The organism is Neobacillus drentensis NBRC 102427, assembly GCF_001591445.1.
Taxonomy (GTDB): Bacteria; Bacillota; Bacilli; order Bacillales; family Cytobacillaceae; genus Neobacillus; species Neobacillus drentensis.
Window position 1 is genome coordinate 124163 of record NZ_BCUX01000013.1, and the last position, 22187, is coordinate 146349.

The 22187-nt window shown below is 37.9% G+C and carries 18 protein-coding genes and 1 riboswitch; of the genes, 15 read left to right on the forward strand and 3 right to left on the reverse strand.

Translation table 11 applies throughout. The features are described 5' to 3' along the window. Window positions 1-54: 54 nt before the first annotated feature. From BDR01S_RS08480 to BDR01S_RS08545, 14 genes are all read left to right on the forward strand, one after another. Window positions 55-333, forward strand: a complete 279-nt coding sequence (locus BDR01S_RS08480; protein ID WP_066251523.1) for a 2Fe-2S iron-sulfur cluster-binding protein — start codon at window positions 55-57, stop codon at window positions 331-333. Window positions 334-394: 61 nt separating this feature from the next. Beyond that, window positions 395-2230, forward strand: a complete 1836-nt coding sequence (locus BDR01S_RS08485) for a XylR N-terminal domain-containing protein (RefSeq protein ID WP_169801424.1) — start codon at window positions 395-397, stop codon at window positions 2228-2230. A 230-nt stretch (window positions 2231-2460) separates the two neighbouring features. Beyond that, entirely contained in the window at window positions 2461-3498 is a 1038-nt protein-coding gene (gene argC, locus BDR01S_RS08490) for an N-acetyl-gamma-glutamyl-phosphate reductase (protein ID WP_066251530.1), read from the forward strand. Between the two features lie 56 nt (window positions 3499-3554). Next, entirely contained in the window at window positions 3555-4781 is a 1227-nt protein-coding gene (gene argJ / locus BDR01S_RS08495) for a bifunctional ornithine acetyltransferase/N-acetylglutamate synthase (RefSeq protein ID WP_066259733.1), read from the forward strand. A 14-nt stretch (window positions 4782-4795) separates the two neighbouring features. Beyond that, window positions 4796-5593 carry an acetylglutamate kinase gene (gene argB / locus BDR01S_RS08500; RefSeq protein WP_066251533.1) on the forward strand — a complete coding sequence of 266 codons (798 nt, stop codon included), beginning with the start codon at window positions 4796-4798 and terminating at the stop codon, window positions 5591-5593. Beyond that, window positions 5594-6793 carry an acetylornithine transaminase gene (gene argD, locus BDR01S_RS08505; RefSeq protein WP_066251536.1) on the forward strand — a complete coding sequence of 400 codons (1200 nt, stop codon included), beginning with the start codon at window positions 5594-5596 and terminating at the stop codon, window positions 6791-6793. A gap of 5 nt (window positions 6794-6798) precedes the next feature. Further along, entirely contained in the window at window positions 6799-7875 is a 1077-nt protein-coding gene (locus BDR01S_RS08510; RefSeq protein ID WP_066259734.1) for a carbamoyl phosphate synthase small subunit, read from the forward strand. After that, on the forward strand, window positions 7862-11089 hold the full coding sequence (gene carB, locus BDR01S_RS08515; protein ID WP_066251538.1) for a carbamoyl-phosphate synthase (glutamine-hydrolyzing) large subunit: 3228 nt from the start codon (window positions 7862-7864) through the stop codon (window positions 11087-11089). Before BDR01S_RS08510 ends, carB begins: the two co-directional genes overlap by 14 nt. Continuing rightward, window positions 11082-12062 carry an ornithine carbamoyltransferase gene (argF, locus tag BDR01S_RS08520; protein ID WP_066251541.1) on the forward strand — a complete coding sequence of 327 codons (981 nt, stop codon included), beginning with the start codon at window positions 11082-11084 and terminating at the stop codon, window positions 12060-12062. The genes carB and argF overlap by 8 nt, the downstream gene beginning before the upstream one ends. A gap of 82 nt (window positions 12063-12144) precedes the next feature. Further along, on the forward strand, window positions 12145-13356 hold the full coding sequence (locus tag BDR01S_RS08525) for an argininosuccinate synthase (protein ID WP_066251545.1): 1212 nt from the start codon (window positions 12145-12147) through the stop codon (window positions 13354-13356). Window positions 13357-13415: 59 nt separating this feature from the next. Continuing rightward, the gene (gene argH / locus BDR01S_RS08530; RefSeq protein ID WP_066251549.1) at window positions 13416-14792 is read left to right on the forward strand and encodes an argininosuccinate lyase; all 1377 of its coding nucleotides are present in this window, start codon (window positions 13416-13418) and stop codon (window positions 14790-14792) included. Window positions 14793-14955: 163 nt separating this feature from the next. Next, window positions 14956-15067, forward strand: a riboswitch (SAM riboswitch). Between the two features lie 121 nt (window positions 15068-15188). Next, window positions 15189-16427 (forward strand): homoserine dehydrogenase, encoded by a 1239-nt coding sequence (locus tag BDR01S_RS08535; RefSeq protein WP_066251552.1) that lies wholly within the window; start codon window positions 15189-15191, stop codon window positions 16425-16427. A 212-nt stretch (window positions 16428-16639) separates the two neighbouring features. Continuing rightward, window positions 16640-18487 (forward strand): glycosyltransferase, encoded by a 1848-nt coding sequence (locus BDR01S_RS08540; RefSeq protein ID WP_066251556.1) that lies wholly within the window; start codon window positions 16640-16642, stop codon window positions 18485-18487. A gap of 37 nt (window positions 18488-18524) precedes the next feature. Further along, the gene (locus BDR01S_RS08545; RefSeq protein WP_066251561.1) at window positions 18525-19214 is read left to right on the forward strand and encodes a glycosyltransferase family 2 protein; all 690 of its coding nucleotides are present in this window, start codon (window positions 18525-18527) and stop codon (window positions 19212-19214) included. A gap of 412 nt (window positions 19215-19626) precedes the next feature. Here the strand turns inward: BDR01S_RS08545 and BDR01S_RS08550 are convergent, their stop codons facing one another. The 3 genes from BDR01S_RS08550 to BDR01S_RS08555 form a co-directional block, all read right to left on the reverse strand. Continuing rightward, window positions 19627-19806 carry a YfhD family protein gene (locus BDR01S_RS08550; protein WP_066251564.1) on the reverse strand — a complete coding sequence of 60 codons (180 nt, stop codon included), beginning with the start codon at window positions 19804-19806 and terminating at the stop codon, window positions 19627-19629. A 122-nt stretch (window positions 19807-19928) separates the two neighbouring features. Then, window positions 19929-20063 carry a YfhE family protein gene (locus BDR01S_RS24830; protein ID WP_082797355.1) on the reverse strand — a complete coding sequence of 45 codons (135 nt, stop codon included), beginning with the start codon at window positions 20061-20063 and terminating at the stop codon, window positions 19929-19931. 119 nt (window positions 20064-20182) lie between these two features. Further along, window positions 20183-21091, reverse strand: coding sequence for a TIGR01777 family oxidoreductase (locus BDR01S_RS08555; protein ID WP_066251565.1), 909 nt, complete (start codon window positions 21089-21091; stop codon window positions 20183-20185). A 76-nt stretch (window positions 21092-21167) separates the two neighbouring features. On the opposite strand from BDR01S_RS08555, the gene recX reads away from it, so the two are divergent. After that, window positions 21168-21983 (forward strand): recombination regulator RecX, encoded by an 816-nt coding sequence (recX, locus tag BDR01S_RS08560; RefSeq protein ID WP_066251570.1) that lies wholly within the window; start codon window positions 21168-21170, stop codon window positions 21981-21983. Window positions 21984-22187: the final 204 nt, after the last annotated feature.

The window sequence follows — 22187 nt, forward strand, 5'->3', positions numbered from 1 at the left end:
TTCAAATTAAAAAGTTCAGAAAAAGTTCATGATTATTAAGAGGAGTGGAGCAATATGTTTAGAATAAGTATCAATGATAAGTCTTTTTCTTGTTCGGAAGATAATAATCTATTAAAAGCCGCCCGTTCTCAAATGGTGAAGGTACCATATGGATGTGCAAGCGGTGGATGCGGGATGTGTAAGGTCAAAGTCCTCCATGGAGATTACCGGATGGATATGTACTCAAAACAAGCATTAACGAACCAGGAGCGGGAGAACCAACAGATATTACTATGTAAAACATATCCCTTAAGTCATTTAGAAATCAATTTGATGAAAGAGAGGGTGAAATAAATAAATGCAGCCAACGTCTACATTCTTAAATGGGAAGGGGGTGGAAACTTCTCATCAAATTTTGATTCCTAATGGATCAGTTCTAGTTGATGTTCATGCCTTTGGCTCGTTAAGAAAAGATCTTATTAATAATATTGGGCAGGATAGGGCAAATGGATTTTTATTTCGCTATGGTTTTGATTTAGGCATGCGAGATGCAAAGGAATGTAAAGAAAATGAGCCCCATCTTACCTTAAATGAATTAATTGAGTATGGCCCAAATATACACTCCAAGAAAGGATTTGTTTACTCAAGGACGACCAAATTAGTGATAAGAAAAGAAAAGAATACGCTCAATTTTCTTATGGAAAGTATATGGGAGAATTCTTATGAAGCCTCGGAACATTATAAACAAATCGGAAGAAGCACTTCACCAGTGTGTTTTACATTAGCTGGATATGCAAGCGGCTTTGTATCTGAAGCTACCGGTGAAAGAGTGATTTTTAAAGAGGTATGCTGCTGTGCAGCCGGAGGAAGTAATTGTCGGGCAATTGGTAAAACTGCGGCACAATGGGGGAACGAAATAAAGGATGAATCCTATTACTTACAAGCGACACCCATCCTTGAAGAATTAGAAGTTACCTATGAGAAATTGCTACAGGAACGGGATAATCGAGCAACTGCTAGTGAAATACATAAGAGATTAACAGAGGAGGTAATGAGAGGTAAGGGAATTGACTCAATTATTCAAGAAATATTTAAATTAACGAAAATTCCAATTGTCATTTTTACTAGTCATGGGCAATTGCTCGCTTATTCAGGTCTATCCTCGCTATCTTTGGATACTTCCACAAATGAATTGAAACATTTTTTTAAAGAAAAGATTAATTCAAATTCATTTTCTCATCCACATCATCTAGAAATTCATCAATATAAATCCTGTTTATTGCTAACCTCCACGTTCTCCATTCAAGAAAAACCTGCAGGGGTTTGTGTATTTATTTTTAATAAGCATGAAGATTACCAACCGCATTTTTCTAATATGCTCATCGAAAAAGTTACTTCAGTGATCTCGCTTTGTTTATTTTTAGAAAAGACTAAAATAGATTCTTTTGAACGGATGAAGGGCTTCTTCTTGGATGGAATCATTGGGGGTCATTTCGCCTCGAATGAAGAAATCATTGCGAAAGCAAGTTTAATCCAGCTGGATTTAACCATGCCTTATAGGGTAGGGGTTATCGACTTTTCTATCCCACATTCTGACTTTATGAATCTATTAGAAATTCATAAAGAAATAATGGACAGCATATCTGATTACTGCACAAAGCAAAAGCGTGATTTTTTAATTAGTCAAAGAGCCAAACAGCTTATCTTACTATTAACAGATAAACGGAAAAAGAAAAAAGAAAAAAATCTTTTTTTTGCGGATTTATATCAGTTTCTCCAGACTAAGTATCCAAATGGTGATTTTTATTTGGGGCTGAGTAAAAGATCAGAATCAATTAAGGAAGCTTCAAATGCCTATCAAGAGGCAATTACAGCAAGCAAAATGGTTTCAAAAAGTAACCCGATCATCGGATTTGAAAGCTTAGGGCTTATTGGGATATTAGTAAATGAAAATAATATGGAAGAGGTTAGAAAATGGGCAATAAATATGCTGGGGAATTTAAAAGGATCTAATCCCAGAAGTATTGAGTTAATAAAAACACTTTTTGCCTTTCTATTAACTGGTGGGAGTTTAGAAAGAACAGCTAATGATTTATCACTTTCAGTCGGCGGTTTACGTTATAGAATTTTTAAAATAGAAGAGCTGCTCCAAAAAGACATTCGGGACCCGATCATAAGTAACCAACTTTTATTATCAATCCAGGCACTAAACATAATTGGGGATTTGGACTTAAAATCGCAAGCTTTGTAAATGTTAATTCATATAGATAAGGACAGTGAATGTAACGGTATTCACTGTCTTTTTTAATACTTATTTATGCATAAAAATTGTATAATCTTACACTTAATAATGTAAGCGTTTCCAAAAATACAAGTGATATTTTTTAATAAAAACAGAAAATTAAGCTATTTTCTAATTGAATAATTATATATAACTGTGTATAATAATTCATTATTAAGAGAATTTAGGAGTTGGAGAAATTGAGGGCTGCAATTATCGGTGGAACTGGTTATGGATCAATTGAGTTAGTTAGGTTAATCAATAAACACCCTTTTTTGGAGATTGGTTCAGTTGTTTCTAACTCACAATCAGGGTCCAGCTTTAGTGAGATTTATCCACATCTTTCTGAAATTATTGATCAACCACTTGAAAAATTTGACGCAGATACATTAAGTGAAAATAACGATATCGTATTTTTGGCAACCCCGTCCGGTGTTAGCAGTAAGCTAGTTCCACAACTTTTAAAGAGCGGGATTAAATGTATAGATTTATCAGGGGACTTCCGGCTAAGGTCTATGGAAGAATACGAATCTTGGTATAAACATAAACCAGCTGATGAGGAATATTTAAAACAAGCAACCTACGGATTAAGTGAAATATATCCCGACCAAATAAAGTCGTCCAATTTAATAGCCAATCCAGGCTGTTATCCGACTGCGACCACAATCGGTCTTATTCCGATATTAAAAACAAATTTAGCTGATGAAAAGTCGATTATCATTGATGCAAAATCAGGTGTCTCCGGCGCTGGAAGAGGACTTTCCTTAACAGCACATTACTCGGAAATCAATGAAAACTTAAAAGCCTATAAACTGGGAGCACATCAACATATTCCGGAAATTGAGCAGGTACTTTCTGACGAGAGCGGAAATCCAATAACGATTACATTTACAACCCATCTTGTTCCAATGACAAGGGGAATTATGTGCACAATCTATGTGAACCTTAAAGAAGAAATTTCTACAAAAAAAGTTATAGATTTATATAAACAATTTTATCAAGAATCTCATTTTATTAGGGTACGGCCTGAGGGGAATATACCTTCAACAAAAGAGGTTCTAGGTTCAAATTATTGTGATCTCGGGCTACATGTTGACGAGCGAACCAATCGGCTGACAATCGTTTCAGTGATAGATAATTTAGTTAAAGGTGCTGCAGGGCAGGCTATCCAAAATGTGAATTTGATAAATGGCTGGAATGAGCGAACAGGGCTTACAGACATTCCACTGTATCCATGAGCATAACTACCTTTTAGGTGTAGAACAAAAGGGATTTGAAGGGGGAAATTAAATTGATGCAGGCTATATCATCTAATGAAATCATTATAATAGAAGAAGGTAGTGTAACTTTGCCGAAGGGGTACAAAGCAGGCGGTATGCACTGTGGACTAAAAAGAAAACGACTTGACCTCGGATACGTCGTTTCAGAGGTTCCGGCAACTGCTGCAGGAGTGTATACTACCAACCTCTTTCAAGCAGCTCCATTGATAGTTACCCAAGAAAGTATCGCAAAGGAAAAAAAGATTCAAGCTATTATCGTGAATTCAGGCAATGCTAATGCTTGTACTGGGGAGCAAGGGTTACAGGATGCATTCGCTATGCAACAGGGCTTTGCGAACGAATTAGGAATACAAGAACATCTTGTTGCGGTTACTTCAACAGGAGTTATTGGGGAATTACTTCAGATGGATAAAGTGATAAATGGGATTAAACAAATACTAAATAAAGAGCATGAAAATGAGAATAACTTTTTGGATGCTATCCTAACAACTGACACCTGTGTCAAACATACGGCAGTGCAAATGAAAATCGATGGAAAAACAGTTTCCATTGGCGGTGCATCAAAAGGGTCAGGAATGATCCATCCAAATATGGCAACAATGCTAGGATTTGTAACAACAGATGCAAACATTGAACAAGAAGACCTCCTTGAAGCACTTCGAGAGGTAACGAATCAAACTTTTAACATGATAACAGTGGATGGGGATACAAGTACGAACGACATGGTGTTAGTCATGGCAAATGGATTAGCGGAGAATAATCCACTTACAAAAGAACACCCTGAATGGAATACTTTTAAACAGGGGTTGAGTATCGTTTGCGAATCCCTAGCTAAAAAAATCGCAAGAGACGGAGAGGGCGCTACAAAACTAGTAGAGGTTCAAGTAAATGGCGGCTACAGTCAAAGCGCGGCAAGTGCAGTCGGCAAAGCGATTATTTCTTCTAATCTTGTAAAAACAGCAATTTATGGAACAGACCCTAACTGGGGAAGAATCGTTACTGCGATCGGCTACAGTGGTGTTCCAGTTGAAACAAACGCAATTAAGGTAGCAATTGGACCATTTACGGTATTCGAAAATGGTCTTCCAAGTAACTTTGTTGAGGAAGAAGTAAAGGAATACTTAGAATCAGAAAATGTAAAATTAAGTGTTGAATTAAACCAAGGTGAATATAGCGCAACTGCCTGGGGATGCGACTTAACTTATGATTATGTGAAAATAAACGCATCCTACCGCACGTAAGGGAGGACCTAAAAATGAAATATATAGTCATTAAGTGCGGCGGAAGTGTGTTAGATAATCTTCCAAGATCCTTCTATGAAGATGTCGTAAAGATGCATCAAGAGGGCGAGTTTATACCCATCATCGTTCATGGAGGCGGTCCACTAATCACCTCGTTATTAAAAAATCTAAACGTCGAAACCACCTTTGTGAATGGTCTTAGAGTAACCAATCACGAAGTATTAGATATAGTGGAAATGGTATTAAGCGGTTCAGTTAACAAACAAGTTGTTAGAAACATTGTAGAAGTTGGCGGAGAAGCCATAGGTATAAGCGGTGTTGATGGAAGTTTGTTAAAAGCGGAGCCAACTTCTGATTCAAAGAATTTAGGTTTTGTAGGAAACGTTATTGAAGTAAATCACAATGTAATAAATACAATCATTGAACAAGGATACATTCCAGTCATATCCCCCATCGGAATAGATGATAGCGGGCAGAGATACAACATTAATGGAGATATAGCAGCAAGTGCGATTGCCAAATCTTTGAAAGCAAACCTTTGTTTTATCAGTGATATTCCAGGAATTTTAATCGAAAGAAACGGAATAAAGACAAAGCTTGATAAAGCTTCCAAGTCGATAATTGAAATGTTAATCGAAAATAAAACAATATATGGTGGTATGCTTCCGAAGGTAAAAGCCGCGATAGACGGACTTGTTCATAACATACCAGAGGTTGGTATTATCAATGGATTTGAGAAAAATAGCTTGATAGATTATATGGATGGCAAAAAAGTCGGCACTAAAATTGTCCTAGAAGAGGGGATCGCGTAAATGGCAATCAATAATTCCATCTCACTAACATCACCAGTCATGGCAACATATACTCGCTTCCCTGTCACAGTTATTAAAGGGAAAGGCAGCTATGTTTGGGATGAGCTGGGAACACAATATCTTGATTTCACTTCCGGAATAGCGACCTGTAACCTAGGGCATGTTCCGGACGTCGTAAAGGAAGCACTTGAGGGGCAATTACAGAATCTTTGGCACTGTTCAAACCTTTACAACATTCCGAATCAGCAGCAACTGGCAGCCCTTCTTACAGCCAATAGTTGTGGAGACCAAGTTTTCTTTTGTAACAGCGGTGCGGAGGCTAATGAGGCAGCGATTAAGTTAGCACGTAGATATGCTAACAAAGTGAAGGGGAATGAAGTACCTGAAATTGTCACCTTTCAGCAATCGTTTCATGGGAGAACCCTAGCCACTTTATCGGCAACAGGCCAAGAAAAAATTCAGCAAGGATTTGCTCCGTTAGTATCCGGGTTTAGTTATCTTCCTTTTAATGATGAAGAGGCACTTGAATTGCTATATACAATCGAGCCTGTTGCCGTTCTCCTTGAACTCGTTCAGGGCGAAGGCGGAGTCATCCCAGCGAATCAAGAATGGATTAGTAAACTCGCAGAAATTTGTAAAGAACGAGAGATCCTCCTCATGGTTGACGAAATTCAAACAGGGATTGGCAGAACAGGTACACTGTTTGCCTATGAACAATATGGTATAGAGCCTGATGTCATTAGCATTGCAAAGGGCCTTGGCTCGGGATTCCCGATTGGGGCAATTATTGCTAAGGAAGAGGCAGCAAAAGGTTTTGACCCAGGAAGCCACGGCAGTACCTTTGGCGGAAATCCATTAGCAACAGCTGCCGGACTCGCAACGATTAAACATTTTGTTAACACTAACATATTAAATCAATCTAACGAAATTTCATCGTACTTAGAAAAAAAATTGCTATGCCTAAAGGAAAAGTACTCTTTTATCGAAGAAATCCGCGGGCTCGGCCTCCTCAAGGGAATAGTAGTTGAAACGAATGCCTTAGAAATTGTTCAAAAAGCCATCGCAAACCAGCTTCTTATTTTAACAGCCGGCCCGAATGTAGTAAGAATTTTACCTCCGTTAACTGTATCGAAAGAGGAAATTAATGAATTTATTAAAGCATTGGAAAAAACTTTCCAAAGTATAGAGAAAGGCGAGTGAATATTTTGCAGAATGGATACCTTACTTTGGAAACGGGAGAAGTCTTTGAAGGAGTACTAATTGGTGCCGATAAAGATTCTCTCGGGGAAGTAGTTTTTAATACTAGCATGACTGGGTATCAAGAGATCATTACCGATCCATCTTACGCTGGACAAATCATTACCTTTTGTTACCCGATAATCGGAAGTTATGGAATTAATGCAATCGATAATGAAAGTATCACACCTGCATTAGCGGGAGTCGTGATCGGGGATTTATGTGAAACACCGAGCCATTATCAATCTGTTAATAAATTCTCTGAAAAACTAAAGCAAGCAGGAGTACCAGGGATTGCTGGAATTGATACGCGTCTCTTAGTAAAAACCATCCGTAGTCGTGGGACGGTAAAAGGCTATTTAAGCAAAACAAAGAATAACGATAATTTAGGACCAGATAATCAATCATTTTGGGTGGATAAAGTATCAACAAAAAAGATCCAGTATTTCAAAAACAATGGACCGCATGTGGTACTTATGGATTATGGATTTAAAAAGTCAATTCTAAACGCTCTACTAGATGAAAATTGTGCGGTTACGATTGTTCCATACCATACACCTTATGAAAAAATTAAAGCATTGAATCCAGATGGAGTTCTGTTCAGTAACGGCCCTGGGGACCCAATGGAATTAAAAAAATGGTTTCCGGAAATAAAAAAAATTACCCAAAACTATCCTACACTGGGAATATGTCTGGGCCATCAGCTAATTGCCCTTGCATACGGTGCTAAAACGGAAAAACTAGCCTATGGGCATCGCGGCGGCAATCATCCAGTTAAGGAATTAATGACAGGAAAAGTGAAAATCACGGCTCAAAACCATGGCTATGTTGTTGTTGACGAGAGTATTGACAACAAATTATTTGATATTAGCTATCGAAACGTAAATGATCGTTCGATTGAAGGTTTAAAGCATAAGAATTACCCTATTCAAACGGTGCAATTTCATCCGGAGGCCCATCCAGGACCAAGCGATACCGAATATATCTTAAAAGATTTTATAACTCAGATAGCTTCTATGGGAGAGACTGTTTATGCCATTAAATAAAAGCTTAAAAAAAGTACTAGTAATTGGATCAGGCCCAATTGTTATTGGGCAGGCGGCAGAATTTGATTATGCGGGCACGCAGGCGTGTATAGCCTTGAAAGAAGAAGGTATTGAAGTTGTTTTGATTAATAATAACCCAGCGACCATCATGACAGATGAAGAGGTAGCCGATAAGGTCTATATAGAACCGCTTAACGTTGAATCCATTGAAAAAATTATCAAGAAAGAAAAACCTGATGGAATTATTGGTACACTAGGCGGTCAAACTGGTTTAAATTTAACCGTACAACTTTACGAACAAAATATTTTAGAAAAATACAATGTTGAATTATTAGGAACTTCTGTTGAGTCTATCCAAAATGGGGAGGACAGAGAAAAGTTCCGTAATTTGATGCTTCAAATTGGCGAACCAATTCCTGAATCAGCAATCATTCACAGCTTTGAGGAGGGCATAGCCTTCGTAAAAGAAATTGGATTCCCAGTTATTATTCGCCCTGCGTATACACTTGGAGGGGATGGGGGAGGCTTTGCTTATAATGATGAAGAACTAGAAACGGTTCTTAAGAAAGGTTTAGCAGCAAGTCCCATTCAGCAGGTATTAGTCGAAAGAAGTATCAAAGGCTGGAAAGAAATTGAGTATGAAGTCATGAGAGACGCAAATGATACATGCATCATTGTTTGCAATATGGAAAATATGGACCCGGTGGGTGTTCATACGGGAGATTCGATTGTCGTAGCTCCATCGCAAACATTAACAGATGTTCAATATCAAATGCTTCGTGATTCTTCTATTAAAGTAATTAAAGAACTAAAGATTATCGGTGGTTGTAACATCCAGTTTGCTCTACATCCAGAGTCAAATCAGTATTATATTATCGAAGTAAATCCACGGGTGAGTCGTTCATCGGCGCTTGCGTCGAAAGCAACTGGTTATCCAATCGCCCGGATGGCAGCGAAGTGTGCGATTGGGTATCATTTGGATGAGATTGTGAATCCGATAACAGGGAATACCTTTGCATCCTTTGAGCCAGCGATTGATTATATTGTGGTAAAACTACCTCGCTTCCCTTTTGATAAATTCCCTGAGGCGGACCGGACCTTAGGAACGCAAATGAAGGCAACCGGGGAAGTTATGGCGATTGATCGGACCTTTGAAGGTGCCTTAAATAAAGCCATTCGCTCAATGGAAATGAATGTTTATGGACTTTGCCTTGAGAAAAATAAATTTATTGCTGAACTGAACTTGAATGAACTACTTAAACAGGCAAATGACCAGCGTTTATTCATCATTGCTGAATCGTTTAGAAGAGGTATCACACTTGAAAAAGTACAACAATTGACCGAGATTGATCCATGGTTTTTGCACAAAATTAGTTCAATCGTAACGTTAGAAACGGAATTAGCTTCCTTTAATTGGAGCAAGGTTCCAGTTTCCTTGCTTAAAGTGGCAAAACGAAATAATGTTGCCGACAAGCTATTATCGCAAATATATGGAATTCCAGAAAAACAAGTAAGAGACAAGTGGAAGGAACTCGGCTGGAAACCAGGCTATAAAATGGTTGATACTTGTTCAGCTGAATTTGATGCTGTTACACCTTACTATTATTCAACCTGGCACGGGTTTGACGAGGTTGAGGTTACAGGTAAGAAAAAGATTCTTGTCATTGGCTCAGGCCCGATCCGAATTGGGCAAGGGATTGAATTTGATTACTGTTCGGTACATGCGGCAAAAGCAATCAAGAAAAAGGGCTACGAGGCAGTGGTTATTAATAATAACCCTGAGACAGTTAGTACCGATTATTCTGTTGCGGACCGTCTATATTTTGAGCCCCTAGCAGCTGAAGATGTACTTCATGTCATTGAAAAAGAACAGGTTGAAGGTGTGTTGATTCAGTTTGGCGGGCAAACGGCCATTAATTTAGCACATGATTTAGAAGAAGAAGGAATCAAAATATTAGGGACCACTGTAAAAAATGTTGATCGCTTAGAAGATCGAAAAGAATTTTACCAGTTGCTTGAAGACCTTGACATACCGCATATAGAGGGTCAAACTGTTTCTCATCCAGATGAACTCATAGAAGCAGCTACTAAACTGGGTTATCCAGTCCTTGTGCGTCCATCCTATGTCATTGGCGGACAATCAATGTTTACTCTTTTTTCAGAAACGGAATTGAGCCATTATATATTACAACTAGAAAAAAATTCACAAGCAACGATGTGGCCATTATTAGTAGATAAATATTTACCTGGACTAGAGTGCGAAATTGATGTCATTTGTGATGGGAAAGATATCGTCGTTCCGGGAATCTTTGAACATATAGAAAAAGCCGGAGTCCACTCTGGAGACAGTATCTCAGTGTTCCCGCCAGTATCAATGTCCGAAAAAATGAAAGAAACATTAATTGACTACGCCTGGAAAATCGCTAACTCTGCACCGGTGATTGGAATCATGAACATTCAATTTGTTATCTATGACGATCTGGTGAATGTACTTGAAGTTAATCCTCGATCATCCAGAACGGTACCAATCATGAGTAAGGTTACAGGAATCCCGATGATTGAATGGGCGACGCGAGTTCAATTAGGAGAAACACTCTCCGTTCTATGTTCAACAAAAGGACTATTGGATGAACCTGCTTATTATTCAGTGAAAACACCGGTATTTTCATCAAGTAAGCTTAAAGGTGTCGACCATGTGCTCGGACCTGAAATGAAGTCAACAGGTGAAGCGCTGGGCATGGGGGTAACCTATCAAGAGGCACTTGAAAAGTCCATTCCATCACTTGGCGGGCAAACCGAGGGAAATTATCTTTTCTGTTCCATCTCTGATCGAGATAAGCAAGCATCTCTACCAATTATGCAGGATCTTGTAAAAAAACAATACAAGATTGCGGCCACAGCAGGGACTGCTGCCTATTTTCAAAGCGCTGGAATTCAGGTTGAAAAAGTGATCAAGAATGAAGATGAGGTCATTGAACTTTTTCGGAATCAGCCCATGAAGGCAGTTATTAATATACCGAATCAGGGTCGTAATAAAATTAAATTTGGTTTCCAAATTCGCGAACATGCCGTCCGCTACAAGATACCGGTATTTACACACTTAGATACAATTGAAGCGATAATCGGCCTGGAAAAAGGGTATTCATCCGATTTTGAGGTTCGAGCTGTAAATGAATATTATAAGTTGGAAGAAAGAGGTGCTGTACATGGGTAAGGCGATTAAAATAAATGAGATTAGTACTATTAACAAGCCGAAGTTTAAAGGAAAAGATTTTATACAGCTTTCTGATTTCAGTACAGATGAAATTCTCTATCTTCTAAACGAGGCGATAGAGATGAAGAAACTCCAAAAACAAGGCAAGCCGCATTCGTATTTAAGCGGAAAGGTTTTAGGGATGATTTTTGAAAAATCCTCCACCCGTACAAGAGTTTCCTTTGAGGTAGGGATGCTCCAGCTTGGAGGACACGCGATCTTCTTAAGTTCAAAGGATATTCAGCTTGGAAGAGGAGAAAGTATTTCTGATACCGCAAAAGTGCTGTCCCGTTATGTGGATGGTTTGATGATTAGAACTTTTTCGCACGATTCAGTGGAAGAATTAGCTGAGCATGCAACAGTACCAGTCATTAACGGTTTAACAGATCTGCAGCATCCAACCCAAGTGCTTGCAGACCTTTTAACGATTCTCGAGCATAAAGGAAAACTGTCTGGCTTAAAGATGTGCTATATTGGTGATGGCAATAACAATATGACCCATTCATTAATGGAGGGCGCAATGAAAGTGGGAATGGATATTAGCATTGCCAGTCCAACGGGATATTTGCCAAATGGTAATATTACTGAAAAAGCTATTAAAGTTGGAAAACAAACGGGATGTTCACTCCTGATTACAAATGATCCGCTAGAAGCTGTTAAAGGCGCAGATGTCATCGTGACAGATGTTTGGACCAGTATGGGACAGGAAGATGAAACGGAAAAAAGATTGAAGGCATTCCAAGGATTCCAAGTAAATGATGAACTGTGCAAATTGGCGAAGGAGGATTTTATCTTTTTGCATTGTTTGCCAGCCCATCGAGGCGAAGAAGTAACAGCAGAGGTCATTGATGGATCTCATTCAGTCGTTTTTGATGAAGCTGAGAATCGCCTTCATGCCCAGAAAGCAATTTTAAAACTTTTACTAGCAAAATAGTTTCTTTTTCTATGAGACTTGTTGTATAATAATACTATAAGTTGAATAAAAATACACAAACGGTAAGAGGAGAATCATAATAATGACAAAAGAAAAAATTATTCTAGCCTACTCAGGCGGTTTAGATACATCAGTTTCAGTAAAATGGATTCAAGAAAAATATGGCTACGATGTGATTGCTTTAGGTCTAGACGTCGGCGAAGGAAAAGACTTAGAAGCAATCAAAAATAAAGCTTTGAATGTCGGAGCTATTAAAGCCTATATGATTGATGCAAAAGAATTACTAGCAAAAGAATATATTCTACCAGCGTTAAAAGCGAATTGCTTGTATGAAGGGAAATATCCATTATCCTCAGCATTATCTAGACCGCTTATTTCAAAATTATTGGTGGAAGTAGCTGAAAAAGAGGGTGCCACTGCTGTTGCTCATGGCTGCACAGGAAAAGGAAACGATCAGGTCCGTTTTGAAGTTTCCATCCAAGCCTTGAACCCAAGTTTAAAAGTGGTTGCTCCTGTTCGTGAATGGGGAATGACTCGTGACGAAGAAATCAAATATGCCGAAGAGAACGGAATTCCAATTCCAGTCGATTTAGATAATCCATTTTCCATTGATGCAAATATCTGGGGCCGTGCTTGCGAGGCCGGAGTTCTTGAAGATCCATGGGCTGAAGCACCTGAAGCTGCCTTCGATTGGACGAATCCGATTGAGCTAACTCCTGATTCTGCTGAATATATGGAAATTGAATTTGATCAGGGTGTACCAGTTGCTCTTAACGGTGAAAAACTACCACTTGTCCAATTAATTGAAACTCTAAATGCACTTGGCGGCAAGCATGGCGTTGGCCGTATCGATCATATTGAAAATAGATTAGTAGGAATTAAATCTCGTGAAGTGTACGAAAATCCTGCTGCACTCATTTTAATCAATGCTCATAAAGAACTAGAATTTTTAACATTGACTCGTGAAGTCAGTCAATTTAAGACACAGGTTGAACAGCAGATGTCTAAGATCATTTACGAGGGTCTTTGGTATTCCCCAATTAAACCGGCACTGGATGCCTTTATTAATGAAACACAAAAGACAGTGACTGGAACGATTCGTGTCAAGCTTCATAAAGGTAATCATACGGTTGTTGGAAGGAAGTCGCCATATAGCCTATATAACGAGGAACTTGCAACCTATTCTAAAGGCGATGCATTTGATCATAATGCAGCGGTTGGATTTATCAAGATTTGGGGTCTGCCAACAAAGGTCAATGCAGAAGTGAATAAAAAGGAATCCATTTTAAAATAAGTCGGATTGCCCTCGAATCCTTTTCGAGGGCTGTCTTGTTAGGATAAGGAGGAAATTACATGTCGAAGTTATGGGGCGGTCGTTTTACAAAAGAAACCAATAAACTAGTTGAGAAATTTACAGCATCAATTTCTTTTGACCAAAAATTGGCTAAGGAAGACATCGCCGGAAGTCTTGCCCATGTGCAAATGCTTGGTGAGTGCGGTATCATTCCAATGGAGGATGCTAATAAAATTAAGGACGGACTACTTTCTATCAAGAAAATGGTTGACGACCACACGGTTGAGTTTAAAGTTGAAGATGAAGATATTCATATGAATATTGAAAAATTATTAATCGAAAAAATAGGGCCGGTGGGCGGAAAGCTCCATACTGGACGCAGTCGTAATGATCAGGTGGCCACTGATATGCATCTATACTTAAGAACGAAAACAACTGAGCTTATTAAATTAGTAGAAGATGTACAACAGGCATTAATTGAGCAAGCGAAGGAGAATATCCAAACGTTAATCCCAGGGTATACGCACCTGCAGCGTGCTCAGCCTGTCTCCTTTGCCCATCATTTAATGGCCTATTTTTGGATGTTTGAGCGTGATAAAGAGAGATTGATTGATAGTTTAAAGCGTATCAATTGGCTTCCATTAGGTTCCGGGGCACTTGCAGGAACGACTTTTCCGATCAATCGTGAACGTGTCGCTGAACTGTTAGGCTTTGAAACGGTTTACCCTAACAGCATGGATGCAGTCAGTGATCGTGACTTTATTCTTGAATTTTTATCGATTGGATCGATAATTATGACCCATATTTCTAGATTATCTGAAGAGCTTGTGATTTGGTCTAGTCAGGAGTTTCAATTCGTGGAATTGGACGATTCATTTTGTACAGGTTCAAGTATTATGCCGCAAAAGAAAAATCCAGACGTACCAGAGTTGTTGCGTGGAAAAACAGGCCGGACCTATGGTAATTTAATCGGTTTGCTAACAGTCATGAAAGGATTGCCGCTCGCTTATAACAAGGATCTACAAGAGGACAAGGAAGGCATGTTTGATACGGTTGAAACACTTGAAGGTTCGTTAATGTTACTTGCACCCATGATTGAAACGATGACGATTAATAAAGACGTGATGCGTAAAGCCATTAACAATGACTTTTCTAATGCTACAGATATAGCTGATTACTTGGTGAGAAAAGGTCTGCCGTTCCGTGATGCCCACGAAGTGATCGGGAAAATTGTTTTATATGCGATCCAGTCTAACAAATTTTTACTAGATTTGAGTTTCGAAGAATATCAAGGCTTTAGTCCACTATTTGAGGAAGACATATATGTCGTTTTGGCTCCAGAACATGTTGTGGGTGTTCGAAATAGCTTTGGAGGAACAGCTCCTGAGCAAGTCGAGAAGCAAATCCAGCTAGCTGAGGGGAAACTGCAGCGATAAGTATGAATCTTAACATGCCCGCCATTTGGTGGGTTATTTTTTAGAATGAAATTTAGTATAGTTGCTTATAATAAAAAGAAATTTCGAATAATATTGACAATGACTTTTGTTTCCACTAAAATACTCTTTATAACTTGGAAATTTAATGAAAAATTAAATAAAACTCTTATCCAGAGCGGCGGAGGGACTAGGCCCGATGAAGCCCGGCAACCATCAAGATATTTCTTGAAAAGGTGCTAATTCCTGCAGGTTATTTTTAACCTGACAGATAAGAGGAGGAAATATACCCTCTTCTTATGAAGAGGGTTTTTCTTATTTATATGAATCTTTATTTATATGAATCTTAAATAAACAACCTATTGGTTATGTCTAATACTATTTGAAGGGTGGATCAACATGTCTGTTATAAAAGTGGCAATTCTAGGTTTTGGTACAGTTGGAGAAGGAGTTTATAAAACAATTCAATCTCATGCCGAAGAGCTTGAGAGAGTGTTAGGGAGAAAAGTGGAGGTTGCAGCCATTCTAATTAAAAATAAGCAGAAAAAGAGAAATATTAATGAAGATGTTCTGATCACCTCAGATTTCAATGAAATTTTAAGTCTTCCCCAGCTAGACGTTGTTGTCGAAGCAATCCTCGGTAAAGAACCCACTCTAACATTATTAAAACAGGCCATCCAAAGAGGCAGTCATATAATAACAGCAAATAAAGAGATGTTTGCACATCACGGTAATGAGCTGTTGAAGCTAGCAGAGCGTCATAAAGTTTCGATAGGTTTCGAAGCGACAGTAGCGGGTGGAATTCCTGTTATTCAAACCCTTAGGCAGTTATTAAATGTTAACCGTGTTCATACCGTACAAGGCATTCTTAATGGGACATCGAACTTCATCTTAACCGAAATGAGAGAGAGAAAGCAGTCCTTTGCAGATGCTCTAAGTTTAGCTCAAAAGAAGGGGTATGCTGAAGCAGATCCAACAAACGATGTGGAGGGCTTTGATGCCTTTTATAAAACAATGATTCTCAGCAGAATCGCTTTTGGGGAAGAGCCAAAGTGGCGGGATGTTGAACGTGAGGGAATTTCCTCGATTACAAGCGAGTTAATTGAAACGGCAGAAAAGCTGGGTTTAAGGTTTAAGCATATTGCAAGTATTAATAAGACTTGTAATCATATTAACGCAGCAGTTAAGCCAGCCCTTGTTGGAAAGTCTCACCCTTTTTATTCTGTAGAAGGCGTAGAAAATGCCGTAAATGTGCATTCAGATATTGTTGGAAGAATTACCTTGCAAGGACCAGGGGCTGGGATGTTCCCTACTGCAAGTGCAGTTATCGAAGATTTAGTCTATGTCTGTCAAAATCAACCGTCAAATAAGAATTTCACGATATCAACAGCAGAAAATAATGAAGTAAAAAAAGGGAACAAAATAGAATTATGGTTTATTCAAGGTCTTTCAAAGAATTATCATCACCCTTTAATTAAATGGGTAGCTCAAGCTACGGATGAGGCAGCGGTTATCCAAGCAACTAGGGAAGATATTGAAGAATTACTTATTCAGCAGAAGGCAACGTGCTGCTTTCCAATAATTGGGGAGTATGAACCAGAAAGTAAGAATCAAGAAGAAACTGTAGCAATCCTCTAATAGTGATTATTCCCGTAAAATAAAGAGCATAAGATGCTCTTTTTTTATTTCTAGAATTTCTATATGTTTAGGGTTTATAATAATGTCCTAAAAAAGAAAACAAAATAACTTAAAACTGGGGATAAGTCTAGTCAAAATCAACTGGTATTCATATTGTGTAAAAGCTCGACCAAATGGACTAGTTATTTAAAAGTAAATTGAAGAGGTGCATCATGTTAGGGAATAGCTTAAATGGACGTTTATTAACAGACCTGAAAAACACATTCACCTATGAGTTTTGGGTATTGCCTGAAGGTGTTCATCGGATCCATCAACAAACACGCGATAAGCCGGCAGAGGTAAATGGTAATAATTATATCATTGGACCAGCATATGGTGTATCCGAAAATGATGCCGGGATTAGTGTTTCAGTTGGACTAAATGGAATTACGGTCTATGAACATACTGAAAAAAATATCTACGCAGTGTTATCCTATGAAGGTAGGATTAATGACCTCATTCATATCGCTGTGGTCTATGATAATCGAGAGCCGCTGCTATACATCAATGGAAAGTTTGTCAAAAAAGGTGAACGAAGCTCTCAATCATATGTCTCCCCAGCAGGGATGATAGGTGGGCAGCCTGGTCTATTTTTTAATGGAGATATCAACGAGATTAGGCTTTGGGATCACTGCAGAACAGAGCAAAATCTTAATGATTATTTGAATAAAAAGCTCACTGGAAGCGAAGCAGGGCTATATGGTATTTGGCCTGCTCCACCTGTAAACGAGCGTGATACACAATGGACAATTACACAAACCAAAAACTCTCAAAATAAAAAGGACCTAAGCACTAAAGAGAATCAAAATGTAAACACTCCCGTAAAAAAGAAACAGGATATCGAAGTCAGTATTATTATTCCTTCCCTCAATAAATACCCACTCAATCTATTTACTCTATACTCACTTGAACTTCAAACTTTCAATCTTTCAAAAATGGAAGTAATTTTTATTGACGATGCTTCAACCGACCAAACGGAAGAAAAACTACATGGTTACACTCCCCCATATAATTTTAAATATATCCGTAATAAAAAGAATCTTGGAAGAGCGAAGGTCCGAAATTTAGGTATTCGTTCAGCAAGAGGGAACATTCTGATTTTTCTTGATGCCGAAATGATCACAGAACCTGACTTTGTTGAAAATCATCACAAGCTCCACAAGTTAAAAAATAATCTAATTTTATCAGGGGCAATGCATTCAAAAGTTATTTACTCAAGTATCTTTCCTGAGTTTACCAAAAAAGATATAAACAAAATCGCTACTTTAACAAAAAATAACAGAGAGATTTCTTCGAGGTTAAAAAACTTTAAATATCCATGTGAAGAGCCGTACCCGTTGTTAGAAAAAAATGATATTGCAAAGCAAGTTTTCAAGGATTTAGGTGTTGAAGGATACCCGTGGTTCCAATCAATAACCCGCAACTTTGCTGCTGACTTAAAAGGATTTGAATTTCCTTGGATGGCATTTCTTACAGGGAATGTTTCCATGCGTAAAGAGATGATTATTCAGGCAGGGTTATTGGATGAAGATTTTGTCCAGTACGGATACGAAGATTGGGAATTAGGGTATCGATTATATAAAATGGGTGCCAACTATATTGTAAGAGACGATTTGAAAACCTATCACCAAGAACATCCTGTTGGCGAAAGTAAATGGAAAGAGGCAATTAACAACTTAGGAATTTTTATTAAAAAGCATCATGACGTCGATATCCTTATTCTTGGATTAGAAATTTCTGGACTTGCCGATTTATTAACGATGAATAAAGTATTAAGGGAATATAAATTGCTCCTTCAATCCTATCCTGAGCGGTTTCAAGAATTCCAAGAAAAGTTCATTCATATTCTTGAAACAATCGTCCTTATACTTCAAGTCGACATCCGTCACATAAATATCTTGGGGGCTGCCGGCTATAGTTCTGTCGATAGAAAGGAGCTTCAAGCGGATATTAATTCTATCAAAGGGCTGAAAAAGTTTACAAATTTAACTTTCCTTTTGGAAAAGGTCATGAACTCTTAATCAAAAAATTCTCAAGCAATTTTGAAGGAGTGAGCGTGTGGTTTCCATTATTACTTGTACCATAAGAGAGGAAAATATCAATAATGTTTTCAAAAATTATAAACAGCAATCCTGGAAGGATAAAGAGCTGATCATCATCCTAAATAAGGATTCCATGGATATTAATAGATGGATTAAAAAGGCAAAGAAATATCGTAATGTCCGGATTTATCAACTACATGAAAAAGCAGCATTAGGCGACTGCTTAAATTTTGGAATTATGAAATCAAATTATGATATTATTGCAAAATTTGATGATGACGATTATTATGGGCCGGACTATATTAAAAGTTCGATGGATGCCTTTAGAAATAAAGATATTTCTATTATCGGAAAAAGTTCGTTATATATTTATTTTAAAAATAAGCAGGCATTGATCCATGTATCAGGTAATGAGAATGCAGTTACTGACACCGTTGCCGGGGCAACATTAATGTTTAGGAAAGAGGTATGTCAACAGGTTCAATTTGAAAAAGTAAATCGGGCAGAGGATTATTTTTTTATTGAAGAATGTAAAAAGAAGGGGTTTACGGTCTATTCAACGGATCGCTTTCATTTCGCAGTAATTAGGAACGATGCCGAAAATCATACCTGGAAGATTGCCGATAATGAGCTTATGGAATGGGGAGAAACAATCACCTATACAGAAGATTTTAAACCGCTAGTTTCAAAAAATGTCCCCAATTGATTAAAAGTCCTGTTCACTAAGTTATCCACCTATTTATCCACATCTAAATTCCTATAGTATAAGTCTTCCACAGACTTATACACATTATCCACAATAACGCGCATGTTTTATCCACGAAATATTCTGACGGGATTTTCGCATTACTAATATAATCAACTTGTTAAGTTCACATTCTCTTCAAATTTCTAACATTAATATGTTAAAGAACTGTGAAAGTCATTGGCAATTTTTATTGAGTGGAGTATATTAAAAAAGTAGAGTATCCAGTGAAGCAATTCACATACTTTCGCTTATCAGGTTTTTAAACGAGTTCAACAATTGTAATACCTCTCTTTGAACTCGGTGATCTTAGTTTTTCCCCCCTTATTATATTAAAAGAAGCAGGAGAACCTGCTTCTTTTTTTTGCTTACGTTATTTTCTTGTTTTTACACGTTGATTTGCTGCGTTGGCACGAGCAAGTGCCTCTAAGTCAGCATGATCCGCAAATTCTGCCGAATATTCTACGTCATTTCCATCCGTTTTTAGGTTCTTAGGTGTTTGTGGAAGCGAACTTTTGTTACTATTACCAGTTCCGTTATGCATACGACCCATTACTAAAAACCCCTTCCATTGTAAACTTTAAGGAGCCGAATTGCTCCCTTTACTATCATTTACATTTAGGAAGATAACCATGAATGGAAAAAACTTCAGTTGAACCGATTGCGCTTTTCTTGCTAAAGTCTCGTTTTCTTGTCGTGATACCCGCCTGCACGATCTGCCATTTTAAATTCTCTTTGGTAAGAAACCTCCTGCATACTCGTTAGGGAGTATTTGCCGCGATCCTTATCTTTTTTCTTTTTTTCCGCCATTTTGCTCATTCCTTTCAAACGTTTTTTCGTTAATCGTCATCAAGCTATGTGGTAAAAAATAAAAGCACATTATGTACTTATTTCCATTTTTACCTTTTGAGAAAGGAATGATACTTTTTTTAAGAAAATATATTTCTAAAAGCCATATTTAAATCCGGGTATATAAATTGATAACCATTTTCTAAAAGCATCTCTGGTAAAACTTTCTGACCCTCCACAACTAATGTGCTCATTTCACCTAAGAGCAGTTTTAGTGCAAAGCTTGGGACGGGGAGCCAATGGGGCCGGTGTAATACCTGTGCCAATGTTTTTCCAAATTCACTCATTGTTACCGGGTTCGGTGAAGTGAAATTGATGGGTCCCTGGATTTTTTCATTTTCAATTATAAAAGATATCGCGTGAATCACATCCTCGATATGAATCCAAGACATCCACTGACGTCCACTGCCAATAGGACCACCAATAAAGGCTTGATAAGGGAGTGCTATCTTTGGCAAGGCCCCTTGCTGCTTATCCAGGATGATTCCAAACCTGCATAGGACAGTACGTATTCCTAATTGGGAAGCTTTGTTAGCCTCATTTTCCCATTGGCTTACGGTTTGAGATAAGAAATCACTACTGAATCCATGGTTATCCTTTTCAATGAAAATTTTTTCTTCAGATGTTCCATAAATCCCAATTGCGCTTGCATTAATTAGGGCTTGTGGTTTTCTGTCTAATTTATTCATGATGTCTAACAGTGCTTGAACAGATGTTAAGCGGCTGTTTAAGATCTTTTCTTTTCTTTGTGTTGTCCAACGTCCACTATTAATCGATTCGCCTGCCAGGTTGATAAAAATATCAGTACCTTCGAGTTCTTGAATAGGGCTGGAACTATTATTTTGCCACTGAACGTATCGAATTCCATCGGCAGGAAGTGTGTCTATCGTTTTTCTTGATAAAATAATTACCTCATGATTGTTTTTCAACAAATGATCTGTTAGAGCTTTGCCTACAAAGCCTGTTCCACCAGCTATCGTAATTTTCATTTTTTCCGCCCCCTTATCACGTATATCTTACAATAAATAATGAGGAATATGGTAAAGTATTGTTGAGGTGAAAAACGTGGCCATTATTACAAAGATCACCACACAGCAGAAAAATACGGACCGCTTCAATATCTTTATGGATTACGGCAAGGGTAAGGGTGAGGAATTTGCCTTTAGTGTTGACAGTGATGTGTTAATCAAATTTCAATTAAAAAAAGGAATGGAGCTTGATGATTTTTCCTTTGTGGAAATTCAGTATCAGGACGACATTCGCAAAGCATACAACAAGGCTATTCATTATTTAGCGAGAAGAATGAGGTCGGAAAAAGAAATAAAGGATTATCTTTTTTCAAAGGAAATAGATGAACCTGTCATCAATGAAATTCTTCATAAATTAATTTCACTGAGATACATAAATGACGAAGAGTTCGCGTTGGCTTATGTACGAACTCAGGCCAATACCACGGATAAAGGTCCTAATGTAATTAAAAAGGAACTAAAGGAAAAAGGAATTGCTGAGGGTATTCTCAATCAGTCATTAGAAGAATTTCCCTTGGAGCAGCAAATCGAGAAGGCAACAAAAATAAGCACTAAGTTTTTCGATAAGCAAGCAAAGGACTCATTAAAGATTCAAAAACAAAAGCTTGAGCATTTGCTTCTAAGAAAAGGGTATTCTTATGAAGTCATAAATATTGCAGTTAATGAAACTTACATAAATAACGAAGCAGATGAGGAAATGGAAGCAATCCGATTTCAGGCTGAGAAGGCCCATCGGAAATTTTATAAATTCAGTGGTTTTGAATACGAACAAAAGATGAAGCAGGCCTTATATCGAAAAGGCTTCCCAATTGAGCTGATTGAAACATACTTATCGCAAAAAGAAAAATCATGACAAAAATGTAACGAGATTACAAAGATTATTGGATTTAATATTAATGGGTAACTTTCACGGGCATCTAGACACCTTCAGGATTAGTGGGGCTTGGGGAACCCCGCAGATGGAAGGTTCTCGCAACGCATCTAAATGAGATTCACTTGGGTTTTTTATATAAGAAGTCTTATCTATCCTTGATCGAGTAACAAGTAATACTTAAAA

Coding starts and splice junctions, on each gene's coding strand:
- argB (WP_066251533.1), top strand. CDS start 4,796: ATGAAATATATAGTCATTAAGTGCGGCGGAAGTGTGTTAGATAATCTT.
- argH (WP_066251549.1), top strand. CDS start 13,416: ATGTCGAAGTTATGGGGCGGTCGTTTTACAAAAGAAACCAATAAACTA.
- BDR01S_RS08480 (WP_066251523.1), top strand. CDS start 55: ATGTTTAGAATAAGTATCAATGATAAGTCTTTTTCTTGTTCGGAAGAT.
- BDR01S_RS08550 (WP_066251564.1), bottom strand. CDS start 19,806: ATGGGTCGTATGCATAACGGAACTGGTAATAGTAACAAAAGTTCGCTT.
- carB (WP_066251538.1), top strand. CDS start 7,862: ATGCCATTAAATAAAAGCTTAAAAAAAGTACTAGTAATTGGATCAGGC.
- BDR01S_RS24830 (WP_082797355.1), bottom strand. CDS start 20,063: ATGGCGGAAAAAAAGAAAAAAGATAAGGATCGCGGCAAATACTCCCTA.
- BDR01S_RS08525 (WP_066251545.1), top strand. CDS start 12,145: ATGACAAAAGAAAAAATTATTCTAGCCTACTCAGGCGGTTTAGATACA.
- argD (WP_066251536.1), top strand. CDS start 5,594: ATGGCAATCAATAATTCCATCTCACTAACATCACCAGTCATGGCAACA.
- BDR01S_RS08555 (WP_066251565.1), bottom strand. CDS start 21,091: ATGAAAATTACGATAGCTGGTGGAACAGGCTTTGTAGGCAAAGCTCTA.
- argJ (WP_066259733.1), top strand. CDS start 3,555: ATGCAGGCTATATCATCTAATGAAATCATTATAATAGAAGAAGGTAGT.
- argF (WP_066251541.1), top strand. CDS start 11,082: ATGGGTAAGGCGATTAAAATAAATGAGATTAGTACTATTAACAAGCCG.
- BDR01S_RS08535 (WP_066251552.1), top strand. CDS start 15,189: ATGTCTGTTATAAAAGTGGCAATTCTAGGTTTTGGTACAGTTGGAGAA.
- BDR01S_RS08540 (WP_066251556.1), top strand. CDS start 16,640: ATGTTAGGGAATAGCTTAAATGGACGTTTATTAACAGACCTGAAAAAC.